Origin of the sequence: Pseudomonas sp. BP6 (assembly GCF_017875935.1) — a bacterium.
Lineage (GTDB): Bacteria > Pseudomonadota > Gammaproteobacteria > Pseudomonadales > Pseudomonadaceae > Aquipseudomonas > Aquipseudomonas putida_Y.
Window position 1 is genome coordinate 833,371 of the sequence record NZ_JAGINI010000001.1, and the last position, 23,997, is coordinate 857,367.

24 protein-coding genes are annotated in these 23,997 nt (G+C 62.7%); 9 read left to right on the forward strand and 15 right to left on the reverse strand.

Annotated elements, in window-relative coordinates; translation table 11 throughout:
• Positions 1-53 precede the first annotated feature (53 nt).
• Positions 54-1,118 (reverse strand): extracellular solute-binding protein, encoded by a 1,065-nt coding sequence (locus J3A98_RS03800; protein WP_021782479.1) that lies wholly within the window; start codon positions 1,116-1,118, stop codon positions 54-56.
• Positions 1,119-1,446: 328 nt separating this feature from the next.
• Between J3A98_RS03800 and J3A98_RS03805 the strand changes: the two genes are divergently transcribed.
• Positions 1,447-2,160 (forward strand): UTRA domain-containing protein, encoded by a 714-nt coding sequence (locus tag J3A98_RS03805; RefSeq protein ID WP_209964116.1) that lies wholly within the window; start codon positions 1,447-1,449, stop codon positions 2,158-2,160.
• A gap of 31 nt (positions 2,161-2,191) precedes the next feature.
• On the opposite strand, the gene J3A98_RS03810 is transcribed toward J3A98_RS03805, so the two are convergent.
• From J3A98_RS03810 to minC, 7 genes are all read right to left on the reverse strand, one after another.
• Positions 2,192-4,339, reverse strand: a complete 2,148-nt coding sequence (locus J3A98_RS03810; RefSeq protein ID WP_209964119.1) for a mechanosensitive ion channel domain-containing protein — start codon at positions 4,337-4,339, stop codon at positions 2,192-2,194.
• 44 nt (positions 4,340-4,383) lie between these two features.
• The gene (locus J3A98_RS03815; RefSeq protein WP_016501052.1) at positions 4,384-4,551 is read right to left on the reverse strand and encodes a hypothetical protein; all 168 of its coding nucleotides are present in this window, start codon (positions 4,549-4,551) and stop codon (positions 4,384-4,386) included.
• A 179-nt stretch (positions 4,552-4,730) separates the two neighbouring features.
• The gene (locus J3A98_RS03820) at positions 4,731-6,020 is read right to left on the reverse strand and encodes a M18 family aminopeptidase (RefSeq protein WP_209964122.1); all 1,290 of its coding nucleotides are present in this window, start codon (positions 6,018-6,020) and stop codon (positions 4,731-4,733) included.
• A 169-nt stretch (positions 6,021-6,189) separates the two neighbouring features.
• A complete protein-coding gene (locus J3A98_RS03825; protein ID WP_019436776.1) occupies positions 6,190-6,825 on the reverse strand; it encodes an RluA family pseudouridine synthase in 636 nt (211 codons plus the stop codon).
• Positions 6,826-6,976: 151 nt separating this feature from the next.
• Positions 6,977-7,231 (reverse strand): cell division topological specificity factor MinE, encoded by a 255-nt coding sequence (minE, locus tag J3A98_RS03830; RefSeq protein ID WP_003252572.1) that lies wholly within the window; start codon positions 7,229-7,231, stop codon positions 6,977-6,979.
• Between the two features lie 3 nt (positions 7,232-7,234).
• Complete coding sequence (gene minD, locus J3A98_RS03835; protein ID WP_003252574.1) at positions 7,235-8,047, reverse strand: septum site-determining protein MinD; 813 nt, start codon at positions 8,045-8,047, stop codon at positions 7,235-7,237.
• Between the two features lie 109 nt (positions 8,048-8,156).
• Entirely contained in the window at positions 8,157-8,918 is a 762-nt protein-coding gene (gene minC, locus J3A98_RS03840) for a septum site-determining protein MinC (RefSeq protein WP_021782475.1), read from the reverse strand.
• Positions 8,919-9,029: 111 nt separating this feature from the next.
• Between minC and J3A98_RS03845 the strand changes: the two genes are divergently transcribed.
• Positions 9,030-9,965 (forward strand): lipid A biosynthesis lauroyl acyltransferase, encoded by a 936-nt coding sequence (locus tag J3A98_RS03845; protein ID WP_209964125.1) that lies wholly within the window; start codon positions 9,030-9,032, stop codon positions 9,963-9,965.
• 145 nt (positions 9,966-10,110) lie between these two features.
• Complete coding sequence (locus tag J3A98_RS03850) at positions 10,111-11,259, forward strand: patatin-like phospholipase family protein (RefSeq protein ID WP_176685025.1); 1,149 nt, start codon at positions 10,111-10,113, stop codon at positions 11,257-11,259.
• An 87-nt stretch (positions 11,260-11,346) separates the two neighbouring features.
• Here J3A98_RS03850 and J3A98_RS03855 read toward each other — a convergent pair whose 3' ends face one another.
• Together J3A98_RS03855 and J3A98_RS03860 are read right to left on the reverse strand one after the other, a co-directional pair.
• Positions 11,347-12,174 (reverse strand): VacJ family lipoprotein, encoded by an 828-nt coding sequence (locus tag J3A98_RS03855; protein ID WP_176685026.1) that lies wholly within the window; start codon positions 12,172-12,174, stop codon positions 11,347-11,349.
• Positions 12,167-13,465: a serine/threonine protein kinase gene (locus tag J3A98_RS03860; RefSeq protein WP_176685027.1), complete on the reverse strand. Its 1,299-nt coding sequence runs from the start codon at positions 13,463-13,465 to the stop codon at positions 12,167-12,169. The genes J3A98_RS03855 and J3A98_RS03860 overlap by 8 nt, the downstream gene beginning before the upstream one ends.
• Positions 13,466-13,655: 190 nt before the next feature.
• Between J3A98_RS03860 and J3A98_RS03865 the strand changes: the two genes are divergently transcribed.
• Entirely contained in the window at positions 13,656-14,021 is a 366-nt protein-coding gene (locus J3A98_RS03865; protein ID WP_176685028.1) for a hypothetical protein, read from the forward strand.
• A 145-nt stretch (positions 14,022-14,166) separates the two neighbouring features.
• On the opposite strand, the gene J3A98_RS03870 is transcribed toward J3A98_RS03865, so the two are convergent.
• A complete protein-coding gene (locus J3A98_RS03870) occupies positions 14,167-15,732 on the reverse strand; it encodes a beta (1-6) glucans synthase (RefSeq protein ID WP_209964127.1) in 1,566 nt (521 codons plus the stop codon).
• Between the two features lie 197 nt (positions 15,733-15,929).
• Between J3A98_RS03870 and J3A98_RS03875 the strand changes: the two genes are divergently transcribed.
• The 3 genes from J3A98_RS03875 to J3A98_RS03885 all read left to right on the forward strand — a co-directional run bounded on the left by J3A98_RS03875 (position 15,930) and on the right by J3A98_RS03885 (position 18,987).
• Complete coding sequence (locus J3A98_RS03875; protein WP_176685030.1) at positions 15,930-16,790, forward strand: glycine betaine ABC transporter substrate-binding protein; 861 nt, start codon at positions 15,930-15,932, stop codon at positions 16,788-16,790.
• A 224-nt stretch (positions 16,791-17,014) separates the two neighbouring features.
• Positions 17,015-17,326 carry a DUF485 domain-containing protein gene (locus J3A98_RS03880; RefSeq protein WP_010952786.1) on the forward strand — a complete coding sequence of 104 codons (312 nt, stop codon included), beginning with the start codon at positions 17,015-17,017 and terminating at the stop codon, positions 17,324-17,326.
• Entirely contained in the window at positions 17,323-18,987 is a 1,665-nt protein-coding gene (locus tag J3A98_RS03885; protein WP_176685031.1) for a cation acetate symporter, read from the forward strand. Before J3A98_RS03880 ends, J3A98_RS03885 begins: the two co-directional genes overlap by 4 nt.
• A 115-nt stretch (positions 18,988-19,102) precedes the next feature.
• On the opposite strand, the gene J3A98_RS03890 is transcribed toward J3A98_RS03885, so the two are convergent.
• Complete coding sequence (locus J3A98_RS03890) at positions 19,103-19,255, reverse strand: DUF3309 family protein (RefSeq protein ID WP_003252624.1); 153 nt, start codon at positions 19,253-19,255, stop codon at positions 19,103-19,105.
• Positions 19,256-19,461: 206 nt separating this feature from the next.
• Here J3A98_RS03890 and J3A98_RS03895 point away from each other — a divergent pair, with 206 nt between their 5' ends.
• Together J3A98_RS03895 and csrA are read left to right on the forward strand one after the other, a co-directional pair.
• Positions 19,462-20,271 carry an SDR family oxidoreductase gene (locus tag J3A98_RS03895; RefSeq protein ID WP_209964131.1) on the forward strand — a complete coding sequence of 270 codons (810 nt, stop codon included), beginning with the start codon at positions 19,462-19,464 and terminating at the stop codon, positions 20,269-20,271.
• Between the two features lie 120 nt (positions 20,272-20,391).
• The gene (csrA, locus tag J3A98_RS03900; RefSeq protein WP_176685033.1) at positions 20,392-20,571 is read left to right on the forward strand and encodes a carbon storage regulator CsrA; all 180 of its coding nucleotides are present in this window, start codon (positions 20,392-20,394) and stop codon (positions 20,569-20,571) included.
• A 14-nt stretch (positions 20,572-20,585) separates the two neighbouring features.
• Here the strand turns inward: csrA and J3A98_RS03905 are convergent, their stop codons facing one another.
• The 3 genes from J3A98_RS03905 to ngg form a co-directional block, all read right to left on the reverse strand.
• Positions 20,586-20,813 (reverse strand): YheU family protein, encoded by a 228-nt coding sequence (locus J3A98_RS03905; protein ID WP_004575803.1) that lies wholly within the window; start codon positions 20,811-20,813, stop codon positions 20,586-20,588.
• Positions 20,814-20,896: 83 nt separating this feature from the next.
• Positions 20,897-22,081 (reverse strand): osmoprotectant NAGGN system M42 family peptidase, encoded by a 1,185-nt coding sequence (locus tag J3A98_RS03910; protein WP_176685034.1) that lies wholly within the window; start codon positions 22,079-22,081, stop codon positions 20,897-20,899.
• Positions 22,082-22,248: 167 nt separating this feature from the next.
• Positions 22,249-23,994 carry an N-acetylglutaminylglutamine synthetase gene (gene ngg / locus J3A98_RS03915; protein WP_176685035.1) on the reverse strand — a complete coding sequence of 582 codons (1,746 nt, stop codon included), beginning with the start codon at positions 23,992-23,994 and terminating at the stop codon, positions 22,249-22,251.
• Positions 23,995-23,997 lie beyond the last annotated feature (3 nt).

Here is a 23,997-nt window from a genome sequence, read left to right on the forward strand (position 1 = left end):
GGAGCGGGTTTACCCGCGAAAGGGCCGGATCAGGCGCTACAAAGCCCGGCCCCTTACTCCATCTCGATGATCACCTGCTCCTGCCACATCTGCGGCAGTTTCTTCGAGGTGGCTTCCCAGGCCTCGGCATTCTTGATCGGTTGGGCGGCACCGTACTGGTCGTTGGGCAGTAGCTTGGCCTGCACATCCGCCGGCAGTTTCAGGTGCTCGGCCCGGATCGGCCGCGCATGGCCCTTGGCCAGGTTGATCTGCCCGGCATCGCTGAAGATGTATTCACGGGTCAGCTTGGCCGCGTTGGGGTGCTTGGCGTACTTGTTGATGACCGTGGTATAGCCGGAAATCACCGAGCCGTCCGAGGGGATCAGCACTTCAAAACGCTTGGGATCGATCTGTTCACGGTAGCTCAGGCCGTTGAAGTCCCACACTACGCCAACTTCCACTTCGCCCTTTTCCAGGGTCTGGATGGTCGGGTTGGCCAGTGACAGGCGCTTCTGCTGCGCCAGCTTGGTGAACAACTGCAGGCCTGGCTGGATGTTCTGCTCGTCACCTTTGTAGGCGATGGCCGCAGCCAGCACACCGTTGGCGGCCTGGGCGGCGGTGCCGACGTCGCCAATGGCAACCTTGTACTTGCCTTTTTCCAGGTCATGCCAGGTTTTCGGCCGTTCTTCTTCCTTGACCAGGTCCTTGTTGATGATGAAGGCGATGGTGCCGGTATAGGCCAGCGCCCAGTGGCCGTCCTTGTCCTTGGCCCATTCCGGCACCTGGTCCCAGGTGCTTGGTTTGTAAGGCTGGCTGACGCCCTTGGTCACCGCGATCGGGCCGAAAGCGGCACCCACGTCACCGATGTCGGCGCTGGCGTTGTCCTTCTCGGCTTCGAACTTGGCCAGTTCCTGGGCCGAACTCATGTCGGTGTCGCTGTGCTTGAGTCCGTACTTGCTGGCCAGGTCTTCCCAGGTGCCTTTCCAGTTGGCCCAGGCGTCGGGCATGCCCACGCTGTTGACAGTGCCTTCCTTGCGGGCGGCGTCTTCCAGGGCCTTGAGGTCAGTGCCAGCGGCCATGGCCGTGGTACACAACGCGATGGCCGAACCGAGCAGTGACGCCATGAAGAACTTTTTCATCCGAAGCTCCTTTGGGTGGGTGCCTTTACGATCGTTGTTCTGGGTAAAGCCGTTGCAAGCCTTTGACTGGCACCTTTGGTCTAGGTCAGCAAACCTTGAGCCAAGGTAGGCCGCTTGCGTGACAGTTTGATGTAGGGAGGGGGCCGGTGAGGGCCCTGAAGCTACAGCGTAGACCAGGTAATCGCCCCGGTTCTGCTGGCTTGGCGCGTTTCTGGCAGTACCTGGCACAAGCCTTTGTCACAGGATGTTCATCAGCCCTGCATAGGCTTGCACTATTCTCAATCTGCCCTGTGATGGGGCTGGACTAGTCCAGATAGGTAACCTTTTGATGCAGTCGACGCCCCCGCGTGCGGTAACAGCCATCTGCCATGCCCTGCAGGAGCAGATCGAGCATGGCCTGCTGGCGCCGGGAGGCAAGCTGCCGGCCGAGCGGCGGCTCAGCGAGGTGTTCGACACCACGCGCATTACCCTGCGTGAGGCGTTGGTGCAGCTTGAGGCCCAAGGCTTGATCTACCGCGAAGAGCGCCGAGGCTGGTTCGTTGCGCCGCAGCGCTTGACCTATGACCTGATCGAGCGCAGCCACTTCCATGCCATGGTGCGCGATCAGGGGCGGGTGGCCAGCACCGAACTGCTGTCGGCGAGGCTGCAGCCGGCTTCGGCGGCCATTTGTGCACGCTTGCAGCTGCCGGCGTTGTCCAGCGTGGTGCGCGTCTGTCGGTTACGGCGGATTGACGGGCGGGCGGTGCTGTATGCCGAGCATTACCTCAACCCCCGGTACTTTCCCGGCATTCTCGAACACGACCTGGCGCAGTCACTGACCGAGATTTATGGGCGGGTGTATGGCATCGCATACGGGCAGGTGTGCTTCGAGATCCTGCCGACAGCGTTGCCGGTGGAGGCGGCCAGTGCCTTGAAAGTGTCGGCGGGCAGCCCGGGGCTGCACATTACCCGGGTCAACAGTGACCAGCATGGGCACTTGATCGACTGCGACCTCGAGTATTGGCGGCATGATGCGATCCGCATTCGTGCCCAGGCTGGATGAGGTGTTGCCTTCTTCGCGGGTAAACCCGCTCCTACGAACCGGCCTCCGTCATCCCACCCCCACCGGCTGTCACCACTTGCACCGACAATCGCGGCGTCGCCAGGTCAAGCCCGGCCTCATCCAGTTGCCGCTTCAAGGCCAGGTTGAACGCCCGCGACACCTCCCACTGCTTGATCGGCGCGGTCTTGAACCGTGCCCGCAAGATCGCCGAGCCTGACTCGAAGTTCTCCACCCCCTGCAGCTCCAACGGTGACCAGATGTTGCGGCGCATCAGCGGGTCATTGCGCAGCTTCTGCCCCACTTCGCGAATCAGCGTGATCGCCTGGTCGATGTTCATGCTGTGCGGTATTGCCACGCGGAAGATCGCGTAGCCGAACTCCCGCGAGTAGTTCTTGATGCTCTTGATCTCGCTGAACGGGATGGTATGCACAATGCCGTCGATGTCGCGCAGGCGCACGGTACGAATGGTCAACCCTTCCACCGTGCCCAGGTGGCCGCCGACATCCACGTAGTCGTCGATGGCCAGCGAATCCTCGATGATGATGAACAGGCCGGTGATCAGGTCGGCCACCAGCGACTGCGCGCCAAAACCGATGGCCAGGCCGATCACACCGGCACCGGCCAGCAGCGGGGTGACGTTCATGCCCATGTTGGCCAGTGCGACGATGACCGCGATGATGAAGATGACCACGAACATCACGTTGCGGATCAACGGCATCATGGTTTGCGCGCGGGCGTTGGCCAGCCCCCGGCGCGAGCCCACCAGGGCATGGTGTACGGCGGTGTCGGCAAGGATCCACACCAGCCAGGCCACCATCAGCGTACCGGCCAGGCCCAGCAGGCGCAGGCTGACGTCATGGCCGTTGCCCTCGGCGAAGCTGATCATCGACACGCCCCACACGCGCAGGCCCAACTCGATAAACACCAGCCAGATGAACAGGTGCACCAGCAGGTAGCCGAAGTTGCGCAGGCGCTCGGTGTACACCGCCTGGCGCTTGCTGGCCCGCTTGGGGTTGGCAGTATGGCGGCGCACCAGGCCGTTGAGCACCATGCACACCACCACCAGCACCGTGCACATCAGCGACTGGCGTAGGGCGGTGCTGGTGTCGCCGGCGGAGACGAAGGTGGCGAACAGCGAAATGGCTACAAGGATCAGCGCTGGAATGAACCAGAAGCTGCCGAGGATCTCGATGGTATCGCTGAGGGTGCGTCGGGTCAGGCGCCTCGACAGTGGCTGGTTGCGGATCAGGTGGGCGATCGGGCGGCGGAAGCGCAGGATGAACAACCCGGTGCACAGCGCCGCAATCACATTGGCCAAGGTCGCCAGGGCGTGGGCCAGGTGGGTACCGAGGGCCACCAGCATGCGTGGATCGCTCATCGCCTCGCCAAACGCGGCGAAGCTGCCGATCAGCCACAACGGGCGAAACGCCTGGCGCCGCAGGATGTGCAGGGCACGGTGGCGGTGTGGGCCGTCCAGCAAGGAAAAGGCGATGACGCAAATGGCCGAAAAGCAGGTACCGACCACCAGGGCGTAGGCCAGCACCATGGCCAGGGATTTGCCCAGCGATGGCGGCAGCACGAAACTCAGGTACACCGTGAACACCAGCGCGACCAACCATGGGCCGAGCTTGCGCAAGGCAAAGCGCACCAGGTCCCAGGTACGCGGGTGCTGTGGCAGTTCTTCGCTCAGGCCAAAGCGCAGGCGTACCCGATGGCCGACCCAGTTGAAGGCGTAGGCCAGCACGCTCCACACGGCAATCACTGCAGCAAAACCGAACAGGATCGCCGGCCACTGGTGCACGGGCACCATCAGTTCGGTCAGTTCGGCCTGGGCCTGTTCGATTTCCGCAGCCCAGCGGTGGAATGGACTGGCATCGCCGCTGAACTGTTTTTCAAAGTCATGCAGGGCACCGCCGATCAGGCCGAGCACACCCTGTTCAACACTGGGTTGCGATTGCCGGGTGGCGTCGCGCAGTTTTTTCAGGTCGGCCAGCAGCTTGGCCCGTTGCTGGTCGTTTTCGAGGTTCTTGATCACCTCGTCCAGCGATTTGCCCAGCGGCTCGGTGGCCTCTGGCTGGGCGGGCGCGCTGCCGCCCAGCAGGCCAGGCAGGCCCGCCGCTTGTGCCGGGGCAATGAAAAGCAACAGCAGCAGGAACAGGTAACGCAGGAGGGCAGGCACTGGAAAATCTACCTCAGGTCAAACGATTGACCGAGTGTAGAGGTTTATGTCGGCAGTTTCTCGAGGATCTTCCAGCAGGTGAGGCCGAAAATACCCAAGGTGCCGATCCACATCATCAGTACACCGATGTTGCGTTCGCGCATGCTGAAGCCGATGGTCAGCAGCATCAGGAACAGGAACACCGGCACGAACAGAGACAGGAACGGGGACATGGACAGCAATCCTTTTGCAGTGGGGCCATATAACAAGCATAGCGCTTGGCAAACGAGGCGTGATTGACCTTGAGCATGTGCAAGCAGGCCTGGCCTCTTCGCGGGTGAACCCGCTCCTACGGGGACCGCACAACCCCGTAGGAGCGGGTTCACCCGCGAAGAGGCCAGGCCTGCTTACATCAAGGCAGCTCGCGGCTACGGTAGAACGCGGTCAGTACCTTCACCAGGTGCGCCAGGTCATGGCTGCCGCACAGCTCGCGAATGGAGTGCATGGCAAAGGTCGGCAAACCGATATCCACCGTGCGCACACCCAGGTGGCTGGCGGTGATCGGCCCGATGGTCGAGCCACAGCCCATGTCGCTGCGCACCACAAAGCTCTGCACCGGTACTTCCTCGGCCATGCACAAGTGGCGGAAGAACCCGGCCGTCTCGCTGTTGGTGGCGTAACGCTGGTTGTTGTTCACTTTGATCACGGGCCCGGCGTTGAGCTTCGGCCCGTGGTTGCCGTCATGCTTGTCGGCGTAGTTGGGGTGCACGCCGTGAGCGTTGTCGGCCGACACCATCAGCGAGCGCTGGAGGGTGCGCACATAGGTGTCGCCACCGGGCAGCAGGCGCTGCAGGGTCTGCTCCAGCATCGGGCCATCGGCACCGCAGGCCGAGCAACTGCCGACTTCTTCGTGGTCGTTGCACACCAGCACACAGGTTTCGTCGCTGTCGGCGGCCAGCAGGGCCTGCAAACCGGCGTAGCACGACAGCAGGTTGTCCAGGCGGGCGCCGGCGATGAAGTCACCATTCAGGCCGATCAGCGCGGCGTCCTGCGTGTCGTAAAAGCTGAGCTCGTAGTCCAGCACCACGTCGGCGATCAATTCGTGCTCGCGGGCCAGTTGCTCGGTGAGCAGGGCGCGGAAGTCAATGCGTTCGTCACCGGCCACTTGGGCGAGGATGGGGGGCAGCTCGTTCTGCGGGTTGATTGCCCAGCCTTCGTTGGCGGTGCGGTTCAGGTGGATCGCCAGGTTGGGGATGATCGCGATTGGCAGCTTGAAGTCGATCAGCTGGCTTTCGACCTTGCCGTCACGGCGGTAGGTGACGCGGCCGGCCAGCGACAGGTCGCGGTCGAACCAGGGTGCCAGCAACGCGCCGCCATACACTTCCACGCCCAGTTGCAGGAAACCTTGGCGCTGTAGCTCGGGCTGAGGCTTGACCCGCAAGCACGGGCTGTCAGTGTGGGCGCCGACCATGCGGATGCCATTGAGCAGCGGGGACTGCTTGCCCAGTTTGATGGCGATGATTGAAGAATCGTTGCGGGTGACGTAGTAGCGGCCGCCACCCTCGGGGTCCCAACTGTCGCGCTCGTCCAGGCGCTTGTAGCCGGCCGCCTCAAGGCGCTGGACCAGGCTGGCGGTGGCATGGAAGGGCGTGGGGGAGGCCTTGAGAAAGTCGATAAGGCCGGTATTCAGTGCATCGCGCATAGCTCACTCCAGACAGCAGTGGCGCGAGTTTAACGCAGAATGTCGACAATTGGTGTCTGCATCTTCGCGACCAAAGCCGCTCCCACAGGTATTACACAGCCCCTGAGAGCGGCGCGGTCCCTGTGGGAGCGGCATTAGCCGCGAAGAGGCCGGTACAGGCCCTGCGAAATCAGAACGGTGCCGGGCACTCGAACTTCAACCGCTGCCCGGACACCGGGTGGGTAAAGCTCAGCATCGAGGCATGCAGGCACAGCCGCTCATGGGCCGCCAGGGCTTGCGGGTTGGCGTACAGCCGATCACCCAGCAGCGGGTGCCCGATCGACAGCATGTGCACGCGCAGCTGGTGCGAACGCCCGGTAATCGGCGTCAGCTCCACCCGACAGTGATCGCCGCAGCGCTCGACGATACGCCAGAAGGTCAGGGCGTGCTTGCCCTGCTCGTGGTCCACCACATGCCGTGGTTTGGTCGGTGGGTCGTAACGCAGCGGCAGGTCGATGCTGCCGCTGTCCAGCGCCGGCTGGCCCCAGCACAGTGCGGTGTAGGCTTTTTCGGTTTCACGGTCGTGAAACTGGCGCGACAGCTCGCGGTGGCTGTCGGCATCGCGGGCCAGCAGGATGATGCCGGAGGTTTCCCAGTCCAGACGGTGCACGATCAACGCATCGGGGTAGCCGTTTTCCTGCAGGCGGGTGATCAGGCAGTCCTTGTTGTCCTCGGCACGGCCAGGGACCGACAGTAGCAGGGTCGGTTTGTTGATCACCAGGATGGCGGCGTCTTCGAAGAGGATCTGGACATTCGACAGCGGCATTGCAGGTCTCACGAAAATAGCGTTAAACGCTGGGGCCGCTTTGCGGCCCTTCGCGGGCAAGCCCGCTCCTACAAAGGATATGCGTTCCCCTGTAGGAGCGGGCTTGCCCGCGAAGGGCTGCAAGGCAGCCCCAAGTTGTCGACTACGCGGATCAGCGATCCGGCAGGGTGATGTTCAGCTCGAGAATCGAGCAGCTGCCCTGGTTTTCCAGCTCGATATGCACATCATCGTTGCCGATGTTCACATATTTGCGGATCACTTCCAGCAGTTCTTTCTGCAGTGCGGGCAGGTAGTCCGGTTCGCTGCGTTGGCCGCGCTCGTGCGCCACGATGATCTGTAGACGCTCTTTCGCTACCGACGCGCTGGTCTGTTTCTGTCTGCCACGAAAGAAGTCAAAAAGGTTCATGGTTTATTTGCTCCCGAAAATGCGCTCGAAGAATCCCTTCTTCTGTACATCGATGAAGCGCATCGGCTTCTCTTTGCCCAGCAGGCGGTCGACCGCATCACTGTAGGCCTGGCCGGCATCGCTCTGGTCATCGAGAATGACCGGGATACCTTGGTTGGACGCCTTGAGGACGGCCTGCGACTCCGGGATCACACCCTTGAGCTTGATCGACAGGATTTCTTCCACGTCGGCCACGCTCAGCATTTCGCCTTTGACGACGCGCTCTGGGTGGTAGCGGGTGATCAGCAGATGCTCCTTGATCGGCTCTTCACCGTTTTCGGAGCGGCGCGACTTGCTCGACAGAATGCCCAGCATGCGGTCGGAGTCACGTACCGACGACACTTCCGGGTTGGTGACCACGATGGCTTCGTCAGCGAAGTACATGGCCAGGTGAGCACCTTTTTCGATACCGGCCGGCGAGTCGCAGATGACGTACTCGAAGTCCTTTTTCAGGTCCATCAGTACCTTTTCCACGCCTTCCTGGGTCAGCGCGTCCTTGTCACGGGTCTGGCTGGCGGCCAGCACGTACAGGTTCTCGAGGCGCTTGTCCTTGATCAGGGCCTGCTGCAGGTTGGCTTCGCCGTTGACCACGTTGACGAAGTCGTACACCACGCGGCGTTCGCAGCCCATGATCAGGTCGAGGTTACGCAGGCCCACGTCGAAGTCGACAATGACGGTCTTGTGGCCGCGCAGTGCGAGGCCGGTACCAATGGCGGCGCTGGTAGTGGTCTTGCCCACACCCCCCTTGCCGGAAGTAACCACGAGAATCTTGGCCAAGGTGTTTCACCCCTAAAAATAGTCGGGACACTTGTCCCTGCAAAAAACTGAAATAGCTAAATAAAGGCAACGGTAAAAAAGTTGCTCTAAAAATGCTGGCAAGTATCCGTTAAAGACGGGTGATGTTCAACACGTCACCAGACAGGCTGACTTGCACGCTGGTCCCCCACAGTGGATCCCGGCGCAGGTCTTCGCAAACCTTGTACTGGCCGGCGATCGAGACCATTTCGGCGGTCATCTGCTGGCAGAAGATACGCGCCTTGGTGTTGCCTTTGATGCCGGCCAGGGCGCGGCCACGCATGGCGCCGTACACATGGATGTTGCCATCGGCCAGAAGTTCCGCACCTGGGCTGACCGAGGCGGTAACAATCAGGTCCCCCCCCTGAGCATAGATCTGTTGGCCACCGCGTACTGGCGAAGTAATGATGCGGGTTGGGCGCACCTCGGGTTCGGGGGGCGGTGGTGGCGCCGGGGCCGGTTCGGGCTTTTTGACCACCTCGGGCTCGGGCTCCAGCGGCCGTTCGCGGGCCCCTGACGGCGGCAGCACCGGCAGGTCGATGGCGATGGCAGCGGCGATGTCCTCGATGCGGTTGGCGCGGATGGCCAGGGTACGCAGGCCGTGGTGTCGGCAAATCCGCATCAAGCCGGGCAGGTCGACCGCCCCTTCGTCGGCCGGCAGCTTGTCCAGCGCCAGCACCAGCGGTGTATTGCTGAAGAAGTTAGGGGCCTGGGCGACTTTGGCCGCCAACTGGCGGTCGAGGGCTTCAAGGTCATTGCGTGCCAGTTCCAGTACCGTAATGGCGAGCATGCTGCCCTTGAGCTGGAACACGGAGGCGGTGTCGGGTGTGTGGTTTGGGCTCATGGTCTGCATAGACGGCTTGTTGCGAAAAAAGTGCCCTGACTTATAACGAGAACACCGGTTGCCCGCAACATGCGCTGATCCGTTGTAGAATGCGCGGCCTTTGTCTTTCCGGATGCTTCAATGGAACGCCCGCGTTTTCGTCTCTATTACCTTCACCCCAAGTTCTGGGGCCTGTGGCTGGGCCTGGGCCTGCTGTGGCTGGTAGTCCAGTTGCCGTACCGGGTGCTGCTGAAGATCGGTGCCGTGCTGGGCGCCGTCATGTATCACGTCGCCGGTGAACGTCGACGCATCGCCGCGCGTAACCTGGAGCTGTGCTTCCCGGAGCTGTCTGTCGACGAACGGCAGCGTTTGCTCAAGGCCAACTTCGCTTCAACCGGCATCGCCTTCTTCGAAATGGCCATGAGCTGGTGGTGGCCCAAGGCAAGGCTGGCGCGCCTGGCCCATATCGAGGGCCTTGAGCACCTGCAGGCCGCCCAGCAGGCGGGGCAGGGCGCGATCCTCATGGCGGTGCACTTCACGACCCTGGAAATCGGCGCTGCGCTGCTCGGTCAGCAGCACACCATCGACGGCATGTACCGCGAACACGGCAATGCACTGTTCGACTTCATCCAGCGCAGCGGCCGCGAGCGGCACAACCTCGACTCGCTGGCGGTGGAGCGCGAAGACGTGCGCGGCATGCTCAAGCTGCTGCGTTCGGGCCGGGCGATCTGGTACGCACCGGACCAGGACTACGGCGCCAAGCAAAGTATCTTCGTGCCGCTGTTCGGCATCCCGGCAGCGACGGTAACGGCCACTACCAAGTTCGCCCGGTTGGGGAAGGCGCAAGTGATCCCGTTCACCCAGAAGCGTCTGGAGGATGGCAGCGGCTATCGGCTGGTCATCCACCCGCCGCTGGCGGATTTCCCCGGTGAAAGCGAAGAGGCCGATTGCCTGCGCATCAACCGGTGGGTCGAGAGCGTGTTGCGCGAGTGCCCCGAGCAGTACCTGTGGGCGCACCGTCGGTTCAAGTCGCGGCCCGAAGGGGCGCCGCGGCTGTATGACAAGAAAAAGCGCTGAACCTTGTAAGCAGGCCTGGCCTCTTCGCGGGTAAACCCGCTCCTGCAGGATTACCACAGGTTCTGCATATTGCGGGGCCCTGTGGGAGCGGGTTCACCCGCGAAGAGGCCGGGCATGAAAGCACCTTGACCCCAGGAAGGACTCCATGGCTCCACCCCCGGTAACCGGTCTCATCCTGTCTGGCGGCGGCGCCCGCGCCGCCTACCAGGTAGGCGTGCTGGCGGGCATCGCCGAGTTGCTGCCCGCCGGCGCGCACAACCCGTTCCCGGTCATCGTCGGCACCTCCGCCGGGGCCATCAACGCGGTCACCCTGGCCAGTGGTGCCGTGCACTTCAACGACGCCGTGCAGCGGCTCACTGCCTTCTGGCAGAATTTCCGCAGCCATCTGGTCATCCGCAGCGACTGGCCCGGGGTCGTGCGCCAGGCCAGCCGTTTCGTCGGCCACAACCTGCTGGGGCTGGGTGGCCAGGCCCCCGTGGCGTTGCTCGACAGCAGCCCTTTGCGCAGCCTGCTGCAAACGCACCTGAACCTGGATGGCATCGGCCACGCCTTGGCCGCCGAGCAACTGCGCGCCGTGGCAGTGACCGCCTTTGGCTACGAGTCTGGCCAGGCGGTGACCTTCTACCAAGGCCGCGGCACCATCGAGGCCTGGTTGCGTCACCGGCGTATTGGCGTACCTGCACCGTTGACCATCGACCACCTGCTGGCCAGCGCGGCGATCCCGCTGCTGTTCGCCCCGGTGCAACTAGGCGGTGAATATTACGGCGACGGTGCAGTGCGCCAATCGGCGCCGATCAGTCCGGCCTTGCACCTGGGGGCCAGCCGCGTGCTGGTGGTCGGGGTCAGCGGAAACCCGCAGCGGCCAGCGCCACCGTTGCCGCCCCAGCGTGTGTTCAGCGGGCAGCAGCCGAGCCTGGCGCAGATCGGCGGGCACATGCTCAACAGTACGTTCATTGACAGCCTGGAAGACGATATCGAACTGCTGCAGCGCCTCAACCACTTGAGCGGGCTGTTGCCAGCGCACCTGGATGCCCGGCGCCTGGGGCTGGCCCCGATTGACGTACTGGTGGTGGCACCCAGTCAGCCGCTGGACGAGATTGCCGCTCGGCACCGCCGCGAGTTGCCGGCGGCGTTACGCCTGTTTTTACGTGGGCCGGGGGCGACGCGCACCAGCGGGGCGGGGGTGCTGAGCTATTTGCTGTTCGAGGCCAGCTATTGCAGTGAACTGATCGAGTTGGGGCGGCGCGATGCCCTGGCCAAGAAGCGCGAGCTTTGCGAGTTCCTGGGGGGGTGATGTTGCTTGTGTGGGCCCTTTCGCGGGTGAACCCGCTCCTACAAGTTTGTGTAATACCTGTGCAGGAGCGAAAGGGCCGCAGCAGGCTTATTCGGCTATCTGCAACTTGCGCGCCTGGGTATACACATACCGCACCTTTTCATATTCGAACGGCGAGTTGAGCTGGCCATAGCGGAATTTGGTCGTATAGCGCTTGTCCACCACGCGCAAGGCGAAGATTTCCGGGTGGTCGCTGCTGACTTCAGCCACGTTCAGGTAGTTGACTGCCTGCTCTCCCGCATAGTCCACCACCAGCCCGGTGGTATCGCGCAGGTTCGATGGGCCTAGCACCGGCAGCATCAGGTACGGCCCATCCGGCACGCCATAGAAGCCCAGGGTCTGGCCAAAGTCTTCGCTCTGGCGCGGCAGGCCCATGCTGGTCGCCGGATCCCACAGCCCACCCACGCCGATAATCGTGTTGAACATCAGTCGCGCAGTGATTTCTGCAGAGCGCTTGGCTTTGAGCTGCAACACGCTGTTGAACAGGTTCGGCACATCGCCAAGGTTGTTGAAGAAGTTGCTCACCCCCGTGCGCACGAAACTTGGAGTGACATACTGGTAGCCATTCACCAGCGGCAGCAGCACCCATTGGTCCAGTCGGTAGTTGAAGTGATAGATGCGCCGGTTGATCGACTCCAGCGGGTCGTACACGTTAAGCGCCGCCAAGGTTGAGCGCTCGAATTCGCGCTGGTCCAGCCCAGGGTTGAATTTCAGCTCACGCAGCGGGTCGAGGAAGCCATCGGCTTCGGGCGCCAGGGGCGCGGTACTGCTCACCTGTGGGTCGGCTTCGACCACGCTGGCTCGTGGGGCGGTTTCGGCGGCCAGGGTGTGGCCAGCGGCAAGCAGGGCAGTGGCGAAGAGGAGTTTGTTAACCACGGAAGAACTCCAGCATGGCGTCACTGTTGACGCGGTAGTTGAGGTTGCCGCAATGGCCGCCATGGGGGTAGAGCGTCAGCCGGTCACCGAACACCTTGCGCAAAAAGCCAATGTCGCCCGGGCCGAGAATGACGTCGTCGGCGTTGTGCATCACGGCGATCTTGTCACTGCTGCGCAGGTAGTCTTCCAGGGCATACAGGCTGACTTGGTTGACCAATTGCAGGATGCTGTTGCCGTCGGTGCGGGCGCGCCACATCGGAATCACCTGTTCGGTCATGTAGCAGTCGAAGTCGCACTGCAGGGCGCGCTTGAAGAACGGCGTGAGGCTGCTGCCTTCGGTGATCGGGAATTTCGGCGGAATGATCAGGCCGCGGCGGTTGATCAGGTCGGAAGTGAAGGCGATGTCGGCTGCCGAGAAGCGGAACGAGGTGCCGATCAGCATGGCCATCTGTTCGTTGGACAGGTGCTGGCGCGACTGCTGGAAGTCGTACAGCAAGGCGTCGTTCAGGTCGATGTAGCCCTTGTCCTGGAAGTAGCGGGTGAGTTTTTCCAGCATCAGCTCATAGAACGTGGTGCTGCGGTCGATGCCCTTGACCTGGGTTTGCACCAGCTTGTCGAGGTTGTTGATCGAGGTGTAGAGGTTGACCGGTGGGTTGAGCAGCAGCACACGCTTGAAGTTGAAGCTGCGGCGGGTCTCGTCCAGGTGGCTGACGAAGGCGGCGTCGAGCGCACCCAGGCTGTAACCGGTGAGGTAGAAGTCACTGACCGGCAGGCGTGGATGCTGGGCGCGCACGGCCTGCATCACCCGGTACATGTCTTCGGCGTCTTCCTGGCTGATGCCGGGGGTGGCAAAGCGTGAGGCTGCACTCATGAAGTCATAGCTGGTGGGCGATGACAGTTGCACCACGTGGAAGCCGGCCTGGTAGAACAGCTTTTTCAGGTATTCATTGATGCTGCTGCTGTAGGGCGCGCCGGTGCCGGCGATGATGAAGATCAGCGGCGCTTCGCGATCCTGGCGAGCCAGGCGGTACCTGAGCTTCTTCACTGCCCAGAAGTTGTCGGGCAACGTGAACTCACGTTCCGGGCGCAAGTTCAGGCTGTAATCGGACTGATTGATTTCATCGTCGCTGGGCAAGTCAGGGCGCTTGTCCGGCGGGGTGGTGGCGATGGTCGCCTCGAACGGGTTGGTCAAAGGGTAGCCATAGCTGGCAGCGTCGATATCCCGCGCTGAAGCGGCCACAGCCATGAGCAGGCTACCGAGCAGGGCAGCGAGGCGCAAAGATCGAAGCATGTAATCCCCCAAAAGAACGCAAGGTCGAGCAGTGTGCAGGCTAGGACCACAACCAGGCGGGCAAAGTTGCCCGCTGCGGTGGTCTTTGGCGTACTTGCTATCTGCAACATAGCTGCCGGTGTGTGATTTTGCCTTACAACCGGGCATAAGCGATCATGGATGCTTTCGATTACCGCTATTGGAGAACAGGATGTCTCGTTCGCTGCCGACGGCGTTGCTGGTGCTGTTTCTGGGGCTCTGGCTTGCGGCCAGTTATGGCGTGCGTTACGGCCTCATGGAGGATGGCCAGTGGGTAGGGCTGTGCGCAGTGCCGACGGCGTACTGGCAGTGCGAGGTGCGTTCGCTGCTGGGGTTGGGCATTCACTATCAGGTAATGGCCTGGGGCGGGCTGGGCCTTGCATTACTGGCCCAGTTCGTTTCCGCGCGTGCCGGCTGGTGGCTGGCAGTGTTGGCGTTGGTGTTCGCGGTGCCGGCGCTGGTGCTGTACACCGCCAGCATTGCGGTGTTTGCGCTGGTACTGGCGGGGTTGCGCCTGGTCAGGCAACCCCCATTGTAAGCAGCTGCGCGTACCTGTGGGAGCGGCCTTGTGTCGCGAAAGGCAGGGTTAAAGCTTCACAGCAAAAATTGCTGGGGCCGCTGCGCGCCCCTTTCGCGACACAAGGCCACACAAGGTCCGCGCTGGGCTTGAGGGATATGCAGTATCAAGCCTGGCGCATCCGCAAGCTGCGCCACAACGCCGCCGTCATCAGCACACTCACCACCGCCCAGCCCCAGGCCTGCTGGTTCTCCAGCCCTTCCACGAACAACTGCGGCGCCACTCCGGCGCCGACGATGAATGCCAGCAACGCCACCTCCGCCCGCCGTGCCCGCACCGGCCACAGCACATACACCAGCGCCGGCAACGCCAGGGCCGCACTGGGGAAGCTGCGGTAGCGCGGGTCGAACACCATTGCCAGCATGCTCACCGCCGCAGCAAAGCCCGCCGTCAGCAACAGCCAGCCGGCTCGCACCTGAAGCCAGGTGAACAAGCGCTCACGCCAGCCGGCCCGCCGCGCCAGCGCCAACAACGCATGGGCCAGCACCAGCAGGTTCAGCCCGGCCAGCATCAGTGCCCACAACCATTCCCCGGCAAAGCGCGCATGAGTACGCATCAACTCGCCCCACAGGCCCAGGCAAGCGGCGCCAAACGCCGCCAGCAATGGCAGCAGCAAGGCCGCCATCGGTGTAGCGGGGCGCCCGGCCAGCGCCAGCATGATCACCATCAGCACGGCGCTGGCCAGCAGCCACTGCGGCCAGTCATGCAGGTTGCTCACTGGCCCTTCGAGCACGCCCTTGTCCTGCCGGTCCGCGTCGTATAGCCCCCAGTAACCCCCCACTGCGCCCTCATTGACGCGTTTCCAAGGTTGATCGAAGGCTTCGATCAGGTTGTAGTGCCAGCCATTGCGCTCGGCCATGGCCACAAAGCCACGGATGAAGCGCGCCTCATTGACCCGGCTGGGCACCGCGGTTTCACGCTGGCGGCCTTCGCTGGGCCAGCCGGTTTCGCCAATCAGTATGTCCTTGGGCGCGAAGCGTGTGCCGAACACACGGCGCACATCGGCAACGTGGGCCAAGGCATCGTCGATGCCACGCGGGTCGTCCTCCCAGTAGGGCAGCAGATGGATGGTCAGGAAGTCCACTGCCGGGGCCACCTGCGGGTGCTGCAGCCAGAACTCCCAGACATCGGCGTAGGTCACGGGCACCTTGACCTGGCGCTTCACCCGCGCGATCAATTTGGCCAGGTGGGCACCGGTCACCTCCTTGCGCAACAGTGTCTCATTGCCGACGATCACCGCGCTGACCACGTCAGGGTTGGCGTTGGCAGCGGCGATCAGCAGGTTGATTTCCTTCTCGGTGTTGGCCGGGTGTGCGTTCACCCAGGCGCCCAGCATCACCTTCAGGCCATGCTTGCGTGCCAGCGCCGGGATTGCCTCAAGACCGCTCATGGAATAGGTACGGATGCACTGAAACCGCTCGGCCAGTAACGCCAGGTCGGCGTCCATCCGCGTCGGTCGCAGGCGAAACGGCTGGTCATAAGGCGACTGGTCTTTGTCGAACGGCGTGTACGAGGCGCATTGCAGTTTGTGCGCAGGGCTGGCCGCATCGGGCAGGTGCACCGGCTTGCCCAGCCCGTACCAGAGCCCCCCCAGCCCGAGCAGGGCCAGCAGGCAGGCAAGCAGGTACAACGGTAACAACAGGCGGCTACAACTGGGCATCGGGCGGTCCATCGTCTGGTACAAAAGGCTGGATAGTAGCCCGGCGCCAAACCTTTGGCATGCAAGGATCGCGCAGACCGATGCCGACCGATGGCGCTAATGGCATAGTGCTGTCGCATATGGGGCGGGTATAGGTCGCAGCTGGATCAGGTCGACTTGTGTTGCAGGACGATGATGCAATCTCCAAGACCTGACGAGGGGATGCTTTGATGGCAACTTTGAAGAAAATGCGACGTTTACTGGGTGTGGGCACCGCCCTGGTAATGGCCATGAGCGCTGCACAGGCTATGGCCAAAGAAGTAAGCATTGGTTACGTGGATGGTTGGGCCGACAGCGTGGCGACCACCAACGTGGCCGCCGAAGTAATCAAGCAAAAACTCGGCTACGACGTGAAGCTGCAGGCCGTGGCCACGGGGATCATGTGGCAGGGTGTGGCAACTGGAAAACTCGATGCCATGTTGTCGGCCTGGTTGCCGGTGACCCATGGTGAGTACTGGGCCAAGAACAAGGACAACGTGGTCGACTACGGCCCTAACTTCAAGGACGCCAAGATCGGCCTGATCGTCCCCGAATACGTCAAGGCAGTGAGCATCGCCGACCTCAAGACCGACAATACCTTCAAGGACAGAATTGTCGGCATCGACGCAGGCTCCGGTGTGATGCTCAAGACCGACCAGGCGATCAAGGACTATGACCTGACGGGTTACAAGTTGCAGGCCAGCTCGGGCGCGGCGATGACTGCGGAGCTGGGCCGCGCCTATGCCAAGCAGCAGTCGATTGCGGTGACCGGTTGGGTTCCGCACTGGATGTTCGCCAAGTGGAAGCTGAAGTTCCTCGAAGACCCGAAAGGCGTGTATGGCGCGGCAGAAACCGTGAACAGCATCGGCAGCAAGGAACTGGCAGCCAAGGCACCGGAAGTGGCGGAGTTCCTGAAGAAGTTCAACTGGCAGTCCAAGGACGAGATTGGCGAGGTGATGCTGGCGATCCAGGAAGGGGCCAAGCCTGAAGCGGCGGCCAAGGACTGGGTAGCCAAGCACCCTGATCGTGTGAAGGAGTGGACTGGCAAGTAAAAGCCTTCCAGGGCCAATGTTGTTTCTTCGCGGGTAAACCCGCTCCTACAGGCCTGTGCAAGCCCTTGTAGGAGCGGGTTTACCCGCGAACAGGTTTTCACGTTGTTACGCAATCGGTAAAACACTGTTGCATCTAAGACTAAGGTCGTCTGGTTGGCGTCCATCGGCAGCATAAAGTAAGGGCGTGGGTTCCATCCCGTATCTGTGCTGCTAGGACAAAAACAATGAACGACAGCATTTACCTCTCGATACAAAACAGCCCCCGTTTCAAGGAGCTGGTCACCAAACGCGAGCGGTTCGCCTGGATTCTCTCGGCGATCATGCTCGGCCTGTATTGCGCCTTCATCCTCCTGATCGCCTACGGTCCCCATGTGCTGGGCGCCAAGCTCAGCCCTGAGTCATCGATTACCTGGGGCATTCCCCTGGGCGTCGGTCTGATCGTTTCGGCATTCGTCCTGACCGCCATCTACGTGCGCCGCGCCAACGGCGAATTCGATGAGCTGAACAAGGAAATCCTGAAGGAGGCGCAACAATGATTCGCCCTGTCAAAGCCCTGGCCGTACTGGCCTGCGGAGCTTTTGCACCCGCTGTGTGGGCCGCCGATGCCCTGACCGGCGAGGTGCAGAAACAACCGCTGAACGTTTCCGCCATCGCCATGTTCGTGGCCTTCGTCGCCTTCACGCTCGGCATCACCTACTGGGCCTCCAAACGCAACAAGTCGGCATCGGACTATTACGCTGCCGGCGGCAAGATCACCGGCTTCCAGAACGGTCTGGCGATTGCTGGCGACTACATGTCAGCCGCCTCGTTCCTGGGTATTTCCGCACTGGTGTTCACCTCTGGTTACGACGGCCTGATCTACTCGATCGGCTTCCTGGTCGGCTGGCCGATCATTCTTTTCCTGATTGCCGAACGCTTGCGCAACCTGGGCAAGTACACCTTCGCCGACGTGGCCTCGTACCGCCTCGGGCAAAAGGAAATCCGCACCCTGTCTGCCTCCGGTTCGCTGGTGGTGGTGGCGTTCTACCTGATCGCGCAAATGGTCGGTGCCGGCAAGCTGATCGAGCTGCTGTTCGGCCTGGACTACCATGTGGCGGTGGTTCTGGTGGGTATCCTGATGTGCCTGTACGTGCTGTTCGGCGGCATGCTGGCCACCACGTGGGTACAGATCATCAAGGCTGTGCTGCTGCTGTCCGGTGCCAGTTTCATGGCGCTGATGGTGATGAAGCACGTGGGCTTTGACTTCAACACGCTGTTCACCGAAGCGATCAAGGTACACGCCAAGGGTGAGGCGATCATGAGCCCCGGCGGCCTGGTCAAGGACCCGATCTCGGCGTTCTCCCTGGGCCTGGCACTGATGTTCGGTACTGCCGGCCTGCCGCACATCCTGATGCGCTTCTTCACCGTCAGTGACGCCAAGGAAGCGCGCAAGAGCGTGCTGTACGCCACAGGCTTCATCGGCTACTTCTACATCCTCACCTTCATCATCGGCTTTGGCGCGATCCTGCTGGTCAGCACCAACCCGGACTTCAAGGACGCCGCAGGCGCCCTGCTGGGCGGCAACAACATGGCCGCGGTGCACCTGGCCAATGCGGTGGGTGGCAGTGTGTTCCTCGGCTTCATCTCGGCGGTGGCCTTCGCCACCATCCTGGCGGTGGTGGCTGGCCTGACCCTGGCCGGTGCCTCGGCGGTGTCCCACGACCTGTACGCCAGCGTCTGGCGCAAGGGCAAAGCCAACGACAAGGACGAGATCCGCGTATCGAAGATCACCACTGTCGCCCTGGGCGTGCTGGCGATCGGTCTGGGGATTCTGTTCGAGAAGCAGAACATCGCCTTCATGGTCGGCCTGGCGTTCTCCATTGCGGCCAGCTGCAACTTCCCGGTACTGCTGCTTTCGATGTACTGGAAGAAGCTGACCACCCGCGGCGCCATGATCGGCGGCTGGCTGGGCCTGGTGAGTGCGGTGACGCTGATGATCCTTGGCCCGACCATCTGGGTACAGATTCTCGGCCACGAGAAGCCAATCTACCCGTACGAGTACCCGGCGCTGTTCTCGATGGCCATTGCCTTCGTCAGCATCTGGTTCTTCTCGGTCACCGACAAGTCCAAGGCGGCTGAGGATGAGCGCGCGCTGTTCTTCCCGCAGTTCGTGCGTTCACAGACTGGCCTGGGTGCCAGCGGGGCGGTCTCGCACTAACGTCATTAACCTGCACTGAAAAACGCCCCGCAAGTCGGGGCGTTTTTTATTTCATGCAGGCGACTCGCTTGCCACTCGCCTCAAGTGATTGTCTGAAGTGACTGTCCGCAGCGCGTCATATCATCCCAAGCAACAGTAGTACCAGCAGAATCACCAACACCACGCCGATTATGCCGGAAGGGCCATAGCCCCAGCTGCGCGAGTGGGGGAAGACCGGTAAGCCACCGATCAGCAGCAGAATCAGGATGATGATAAGGATCGTGGTCATGTCAAAGTCCTTGCGTGATTAGGGGGCAAGAGCCTGAGAATGCTGGCCTCTCGATAATTCGGACCGGTGCGGGTTGGTAAAGATTCCATCCCCGTGCAGCCGCCTACCCGGTCATGCCCGCCCATTCACTACCCTGATGAATCCTGCCGGATGGCGACGCCTTGATTAGACTCACCGGACTACTTGTCAGAACAAGGCCTGCGACCATGCAAAAACGCATCATGATCACCGGCGCCGGGTCTGGCCTCGGCCGCGAGATCGCCCTGCGCTGGGCGCGTGAGGGCTGGCGCCTGGCACTGGCCGATGTCAACGAAACCGGCCTGCGCGAAACGCTGGAGCAGGTTCACCAGGCCGGTGGCCGCGGCTTCGTCCAGCGCTGCGATGTGCGCGACTATAGCCAGCTGACGGCCCTTGCCCAGGCCTGCGAAGAGAAGTTCGGTGGGGTCGATGTGATCGTCAACAACGCCGGCATCGCTTCGGGCGGGTTCTTCGCCGAGCTGTCGCTGGAAGACTGGGACTGGCAGATCGCCGTCAATCTGATGGGCGTGGTCAAGGGTTGCAAGGCGTTCCTGCCGCTGCTGGAGCGCAGCAAGGGGCGCATTATCAACATCGCCTCGATGGCTGCACTGATGCAGGGCCCGGGCATGAGCAACTACAACGTGGCCAAGGCCGGCGTGCTGGCATTGTCGGAAAGCCTGCTGGTGGAGTTGCGCCAGATTGAGGTGGCGGTGCACGTGGTGTGCCCGTCGTTCTTCCAGACCAACCTGCTGGACTCGTTCCGCGGGCCGAACCCGGCGATGAAGGCACAGGTTGGCAAGCTGCTTGAAGGTTCGCCGATCAGTGCGGCGGACATTGCCGATTATATCCATCAGCAGGTCGCTGCAGGCGAGTTCCTCATCCTGCCCCATGAGGCAGGGCGCCAGGCCTGGCAACTGAAACGCCAGGCCCCTGAGCGGCTGTATGACGAGATGGCCGAAATGGCAGTGAAAATGCGGGCAAAAGCCCAGTCGCGATGATTGGTCTGTAGGAGAAGTTACTCAAAAGCGTAAGGGGCTTCTGAATCGCAGTGGAGCTATTGAGTAGCTGAATACCTACGGGGCAGGCTCCGGTTTTCCCTTTCGCAGGAGGATCGGAACATGCTGGTAATTGGGCGCGAAGTGGGGGAGGTCATCATGATTGGCGATGATATCCGGATCGTCGTGGTGGAGACCCGGGACGGCGTGGTGCGCTTTGGTGTGGATGCTCCGCGTGAGGTGCCGGTGCATCGAGCCGAAGTTCACAAGCGCATCAAGGCGTCCAAGCAGAGCAAGGCCTGAACAGGCCTTGCCTGCTATTCGAGCAGCTCGCGGGGCACATCATGCTTGGCCAGCAACTGGCATTGCTGGCTTTCCAGGTCGAAAAGGATGAAAGCCTGGCCTTTGGCCAACGCCTGGCGTACCCGCAGCACGCGGGTTTCCAGCGGGGTGTCGTCGCCGTTGTCAGTGCCGTCGCGGGTGACGAAGTCCTCGATCAGGCGGGTCAGGGTTTCGGCTTGCAATTGGTCGTAGGGGATCAGCATGGTCGGGTGGTGTCTGAAATAGGTCTGGGCATGCTACGCGAAACATTCGAGGTGTAGGGGCCGCTTTGCAGCCCCGTGGGCGTTTAGCCTTTGTTTCCGATCAGGCTGTCCACCGCCGGTACCCGCGTGTCGCTTTCCATCTGCGCATCATGCTCCAGTTGGTGGCTGAAGCGCTCGAGCGATGCATTGGCCGGCTGCGAGTCGCTGGCAAACACTGGCGGGCTCAGCAGGTAGGCTGACAACAACCGGCTCAGCGCTGCCAGGCTGTCGATATGGGTGCGTTCGTAACCATGGGTGGCATCGCAACCAAAGGCCACCAGCGCGGTACGAATGTCGTGCCCGGCAGTCACCGCCGAATGGGCATCGCTGAAGTAATAGCGGAACAGGTCGCGCCGCACCGGCAAGTCGTGGTCACCGGCCAGTTTCAGCAGGTGCCGGGACAGGTGGTAGTCGTAAGGCCCCGACGAGTCCTGCATGGCCACACTGACCGCATGCTCGCTGGAAGCCTGCCCAGGCGCCACCGGGGCGATGTCGATGCCGACGAACTCGCTGACGTCCCAGGGCAGGGCGCCGGCTGCTCCCGAGCCGGTCTCCTCGGTGATGGTGAACAGCGGGTGGCAGTCGATCAGCGGCTGGCGACCGCTTTCCACCACCGCCTTCAATGCCGCCAGCAATGCGGCCACGCCAGCCTTGTCGTCCAGGTGACGGGCGCTGATGTGGCCGCTTTCGGTGAACTCGGGCAAGGGGTCGAAGGCCACGAAATCCCCAATGCTCACGCCCAGTGCCTCACAGTCGGCGCGCGTGGCGCAGTAGGCATCCAGGCGCACTTCCACGTGATCCCAGCTGATCGGCATCTGGTCGATGGCCGTGTTGAAGGCATGCCCGCTGGCCATCAGCGGCAGCACGCTGCCACGGAATACCCCGGTATCGGTGAACACGCTAACCCGGCTGCCTTCGGCAAAACGGCTGGACCAGCAGCCGACGGGGGCCAGGGCCAGGCGGCCATTGTCCTGCAACTGGCGCACGCTGGCGCCGATGGTATCCAGGTGGGCAGAAACGGCGCGGTCGGGGGTGGCCTGCCGGCCTTTGAGGGTGGCGCGAATGGTGCCGCGGCGGGTCAGCTCGAAGGGGATGCCCAGTTCGTCAAGGCGTTCGGCCACGTAGCGCACGATGGTGTCGGTGAAGCCGGTGGGGCTGGGGATGGCGAGCATTTCCAGCAGCACGCGTTTGAGGTAGTCGAGATCGGGTTCGGGGTGTCGCTCGGACATGTTGGGGACTCCTTTACTCCTGTGCTGGCCTCTTCGCGGGCAAGCCCGCTCCTACAGGTACAGCGCTGCCTTCGCCGGTAAACCCGCTCCTACAGGTACAGCGCCACCTTCAAGGGCGGTGATATCCCTGTGGGAGCGGGCTTGCCCGCGAAGAGGCCGGCACGGGTTTACGCCAAAGGCCGGCTATGGGGAAACAGCAGGTCGATAAAACGCTCGGCCGTGGGCTGCGGTTCATGGTTGGCCAGGCCGGCACGTTCGTTGGCCTCGATGATCACGTACTCCGGCTGCCCGGCATCACGCACCATGAAGTCCAGCCCCACCACCGGAATTTCCAATGCGCGTGCCGCGCGCACGGCAGCATCGGCCAGCACCGGGTGCAGGCGTTCGGTGACGTCTTCCAGGGTGCCGCCGGTGTGCAGGTTGGCCGTACGTCGCACGGCCAGGCGCTGGCCGGCTGGCAGCACGTCGTCATAACCAACGCTCGCTGCGCGCAAGGTGCGCTCGGTTTCGTCGTCCAGCGGAATGCGGCTTTCGCCACCGGTGGCGGCCTGGCGGCGACGGCTCTGGGCTTCGATCAACTGGCGCACGCTGTGTTTGCCGTCGCCCAGCACCTGCGCCGGGTGACGGATGGCGGCGGCCACCACCTCGTAGCCGATCACCACGATGCGCAGGTCGAACCCGGCATGAAAGCTTTCCAGCAGCACGCGGCTGTCGAACTGGCGGGCGTGCGCCACGGCACGGGTGATGTCGTCGATACAGGTCAGGTTCACCGCCACCCCCTGGCCTTGCTCGCCATCGACTGGCTTGACCACCACCGCGCCATGCTCGTCGAGAAACGCCAGGTTGTCATCGGCATTGCCCGCCAGCTGTTGCGCGGGCACCTGCAGCCCGGCGTTGTGCAGGGCGTGCTGGGTCAGGCGTTTGTCCTGGCACAGGGTCATGGTCACGGCACTGGTCAGGTCGCTGAGCGATTCCCGACAGCGAATGCGCCGCCCGCCCAGGCTCAGGGTGAACAGGCCGCCAGCGGCGTCGTCCACCTGCACTTCGATGCCCCGGCGCAGGGCCTCGTCAACGATGATGCGTGCGTAGGGGTTGAGGTCGGCCTGCGGGCCGGGCCCGAGGAACAGCTGCTCGTTGATACCGTTCTTGCGCTTGACGGCGAAGGTGGGCAGGTTGCGAAAACCCAGTTTCTGGTACAGGCGCTTGGCCTGGCGGTTGTCGTGCAGCACCGACAGGTCCAGGTAGGCCAGGCCACGGCTCATGAAGTGTTCGATCAGGTGGCGCACCAGCACCTCGCCCACGCCGGGGCGGGTGCAGTGTGGGTCCACCGCCAGGCACCACAGGCTGCTGCCGTGCTCGGGGTCATCGAACGCCTTGGTGTGGTTCAGGCCCATGACGCTGCCGATCACCGAGCCGCTGTCTTCGTCCTCTGCCAGCCAGTACACCGGGCCACCCAAGTGCCGGGGGGTAAGCAGTTCGGCGTCGACGGGGAGCATCCCGCGCGCCTGGTACAGGGTGTTGATCGCCTGCCAGTCGGCGGGGTTCTGTGCCCGGCGCACGCGAAAGCCGCGAAATACCCGCTGCGCCGGGCGATAGTCGGTGAACCACAGGCGCAGGGTGTCGGACGGGTCGAGGAACAGCTGCTGTGGGGCCTGGGCCAGCACCTGCTGCGGTGCGGCCACGTACAGGGCGATGTCGCGTTCGCCCGGGTGCTCGTCGAGCAAATCCTCGGCCAGGGAAACCGGGTCGGGGTAGGTGTGGCCTATCAGCAGCCGGCCCCAGCCGCAGTGCACGGCACGCGGTTGGTCGTGGGGCTGGCTGCCGTCGCCGGCCAGGCGCGCTTGCAGGCGCTCGTAGGACGGCGCCTGGCCGCGCAGCAGGCGCTGACCATAAGCGATTTCATGGGCTTTCATCGG

Bases quoted from the DNA above. Each gene is read 5' to 3' on its own strand.
- J3A98_RS03800 (WP_021782479.1), bottom strand. From the start codon at position 1,118: ATGAAAAAGTTCTTCATGGCGTCACTGCTCGGTTCGGCCATCGCGTTG.
- J3A98_RS03805 (WP_209964116.1), top strand. From the start codon at position 1,447: ATGCAGTCGACGCCCCCGCGTGCGGTAACAGCCATCTGCCATGCCCTG.
- J3A98_RS03815 (WP_016501052.1), bottom strand. From the start codon at position 4,551: ATGTCCCCGTTCCTGTCTCTGTTCGTGCCGGTGTTCCTGTTCCTGATG.
- J3A98_RS03820 (WP_209964122.1), bottom strand. From the start codon at position 6,020: ATGCGCGATGCACTGAATACCGGCCTTATCGACTTTCTCAAGGCCTCC.
- J3A98_RS03825 (WP_019436776.1), bottom strand. From the start codon at position 6,825: ATGCCGCTGTCGAATGTCCAGATCCTCTTCGAAGACGCCGCCATCCTG.
- minE (WP_003252572.1), bottom strand. From the start codon at position 7,231: ATGAACCTTTTTGACTTCTTTCGTGGCAGACAGAAACAGACCAGCGCG.
- minC (WP_021782475.1), bottom strand. From the start codon at position 8,918: ATGCAGACCATGAGCCCAAACCACACACCCGACACCGCCTCCGTGTTC.
- J3A98_RS03845 (WP_209964125.1), top strand. From the start codon at position 9,030: ATGGAACGCCCGCGTTTTCGTCTCTATTACCTTCACCCCAAGTTCTGG.
- J3A98_RS03850 (WP_176685025.1), top strand. From the start codon at position 10,111: ATGGCTCCACCCCCGGTAACCGGTCTCATCCTGTCTGGCGGCGGCGCC.
- J3A98_RS03860 (WP_176685027.1), bottom strand. From the start codon at position 13,465: ATGCTTCGATCTTTGCGCCTCGCTGCCCTGCTCGGTAGCCTGCTCATG.
- J3A98_RS03865 (WP_176685028.1), top strand. From the start codon at position 13,656: ATGTCTCGTTCGCTGCCGACGGCGTTGCTGGTGCTGTTTCTGGGGCTC.
- J3A98_RS03870 (WP_209964127.1), bottom strand. From the start codon at position 15,732: ATGGACCGCCCGATGCCCAGTTGTAGCCGCCTGTTGTTACCGTTGTAC.
- J3A98_RS03875 (WP_176685030.1), top strand. From the start codon at position 15,930: ATGGCAACTTTGAAGAAAATGCGACGTTTACTGGGTGTGGGCACCGCC.
- J3A98_RS03880 (WP_010952786.1), top strand. From the start codon at position 17,015: ATGAACGACAGCATTTACCTCTCGATACAAAACAGCCCCCGTTTCAAG.
- J3A98_RS03885 (WP_176685031.1), top strand. From the start codon at position 17,323: ATGATTCGCCCTGTCAAAGCCCTGGCCGTACTGGCCTGCGGAGCTTTT.
- J3A98_RS03890 (WP_003252624.1), bottom strand. From the start codon at position 19,255: ATGACCACGATCCTTATCATCATCCTGATTCTGCTGCTGATCGGTGGC.
- J3A98_RS03895 (WP_209964131.1), top strand. From the start codon at position 19,462: ATGCAAAAACGCATCATGATCACCGGCGCCGGGTCTGGCCTCGGCCGC.
- csrA (WP_176685033.1), top strand. From the start codon at position 20,392: ATGCTGGTAATTGGGCGCGAAGTGGGGGAGGTCATCATGATTGGCGAT.
- J3A98_RS03905 (WP_004575803.1), bottom strand. From the start codon at position 20,813: ATGCTGATCCCCTACGACCAATTGCAAGCCGAAACCCTGACCCGCCTG.
- J3A98_RS03910 (WP_176685034.1), bottom strand. From the start codon at position 22,081: ATGTCCGAGCGACACCCCGAACCCGATCTCGACTACCTCAAACGCGTG.
- ngg (WP_176685035.1), bottom strand. From the start codon at position 23,994: ATGAAAGCCCATGAAATCGCTTATGGTCAGCGCCTGCTGCGCGGCCAG.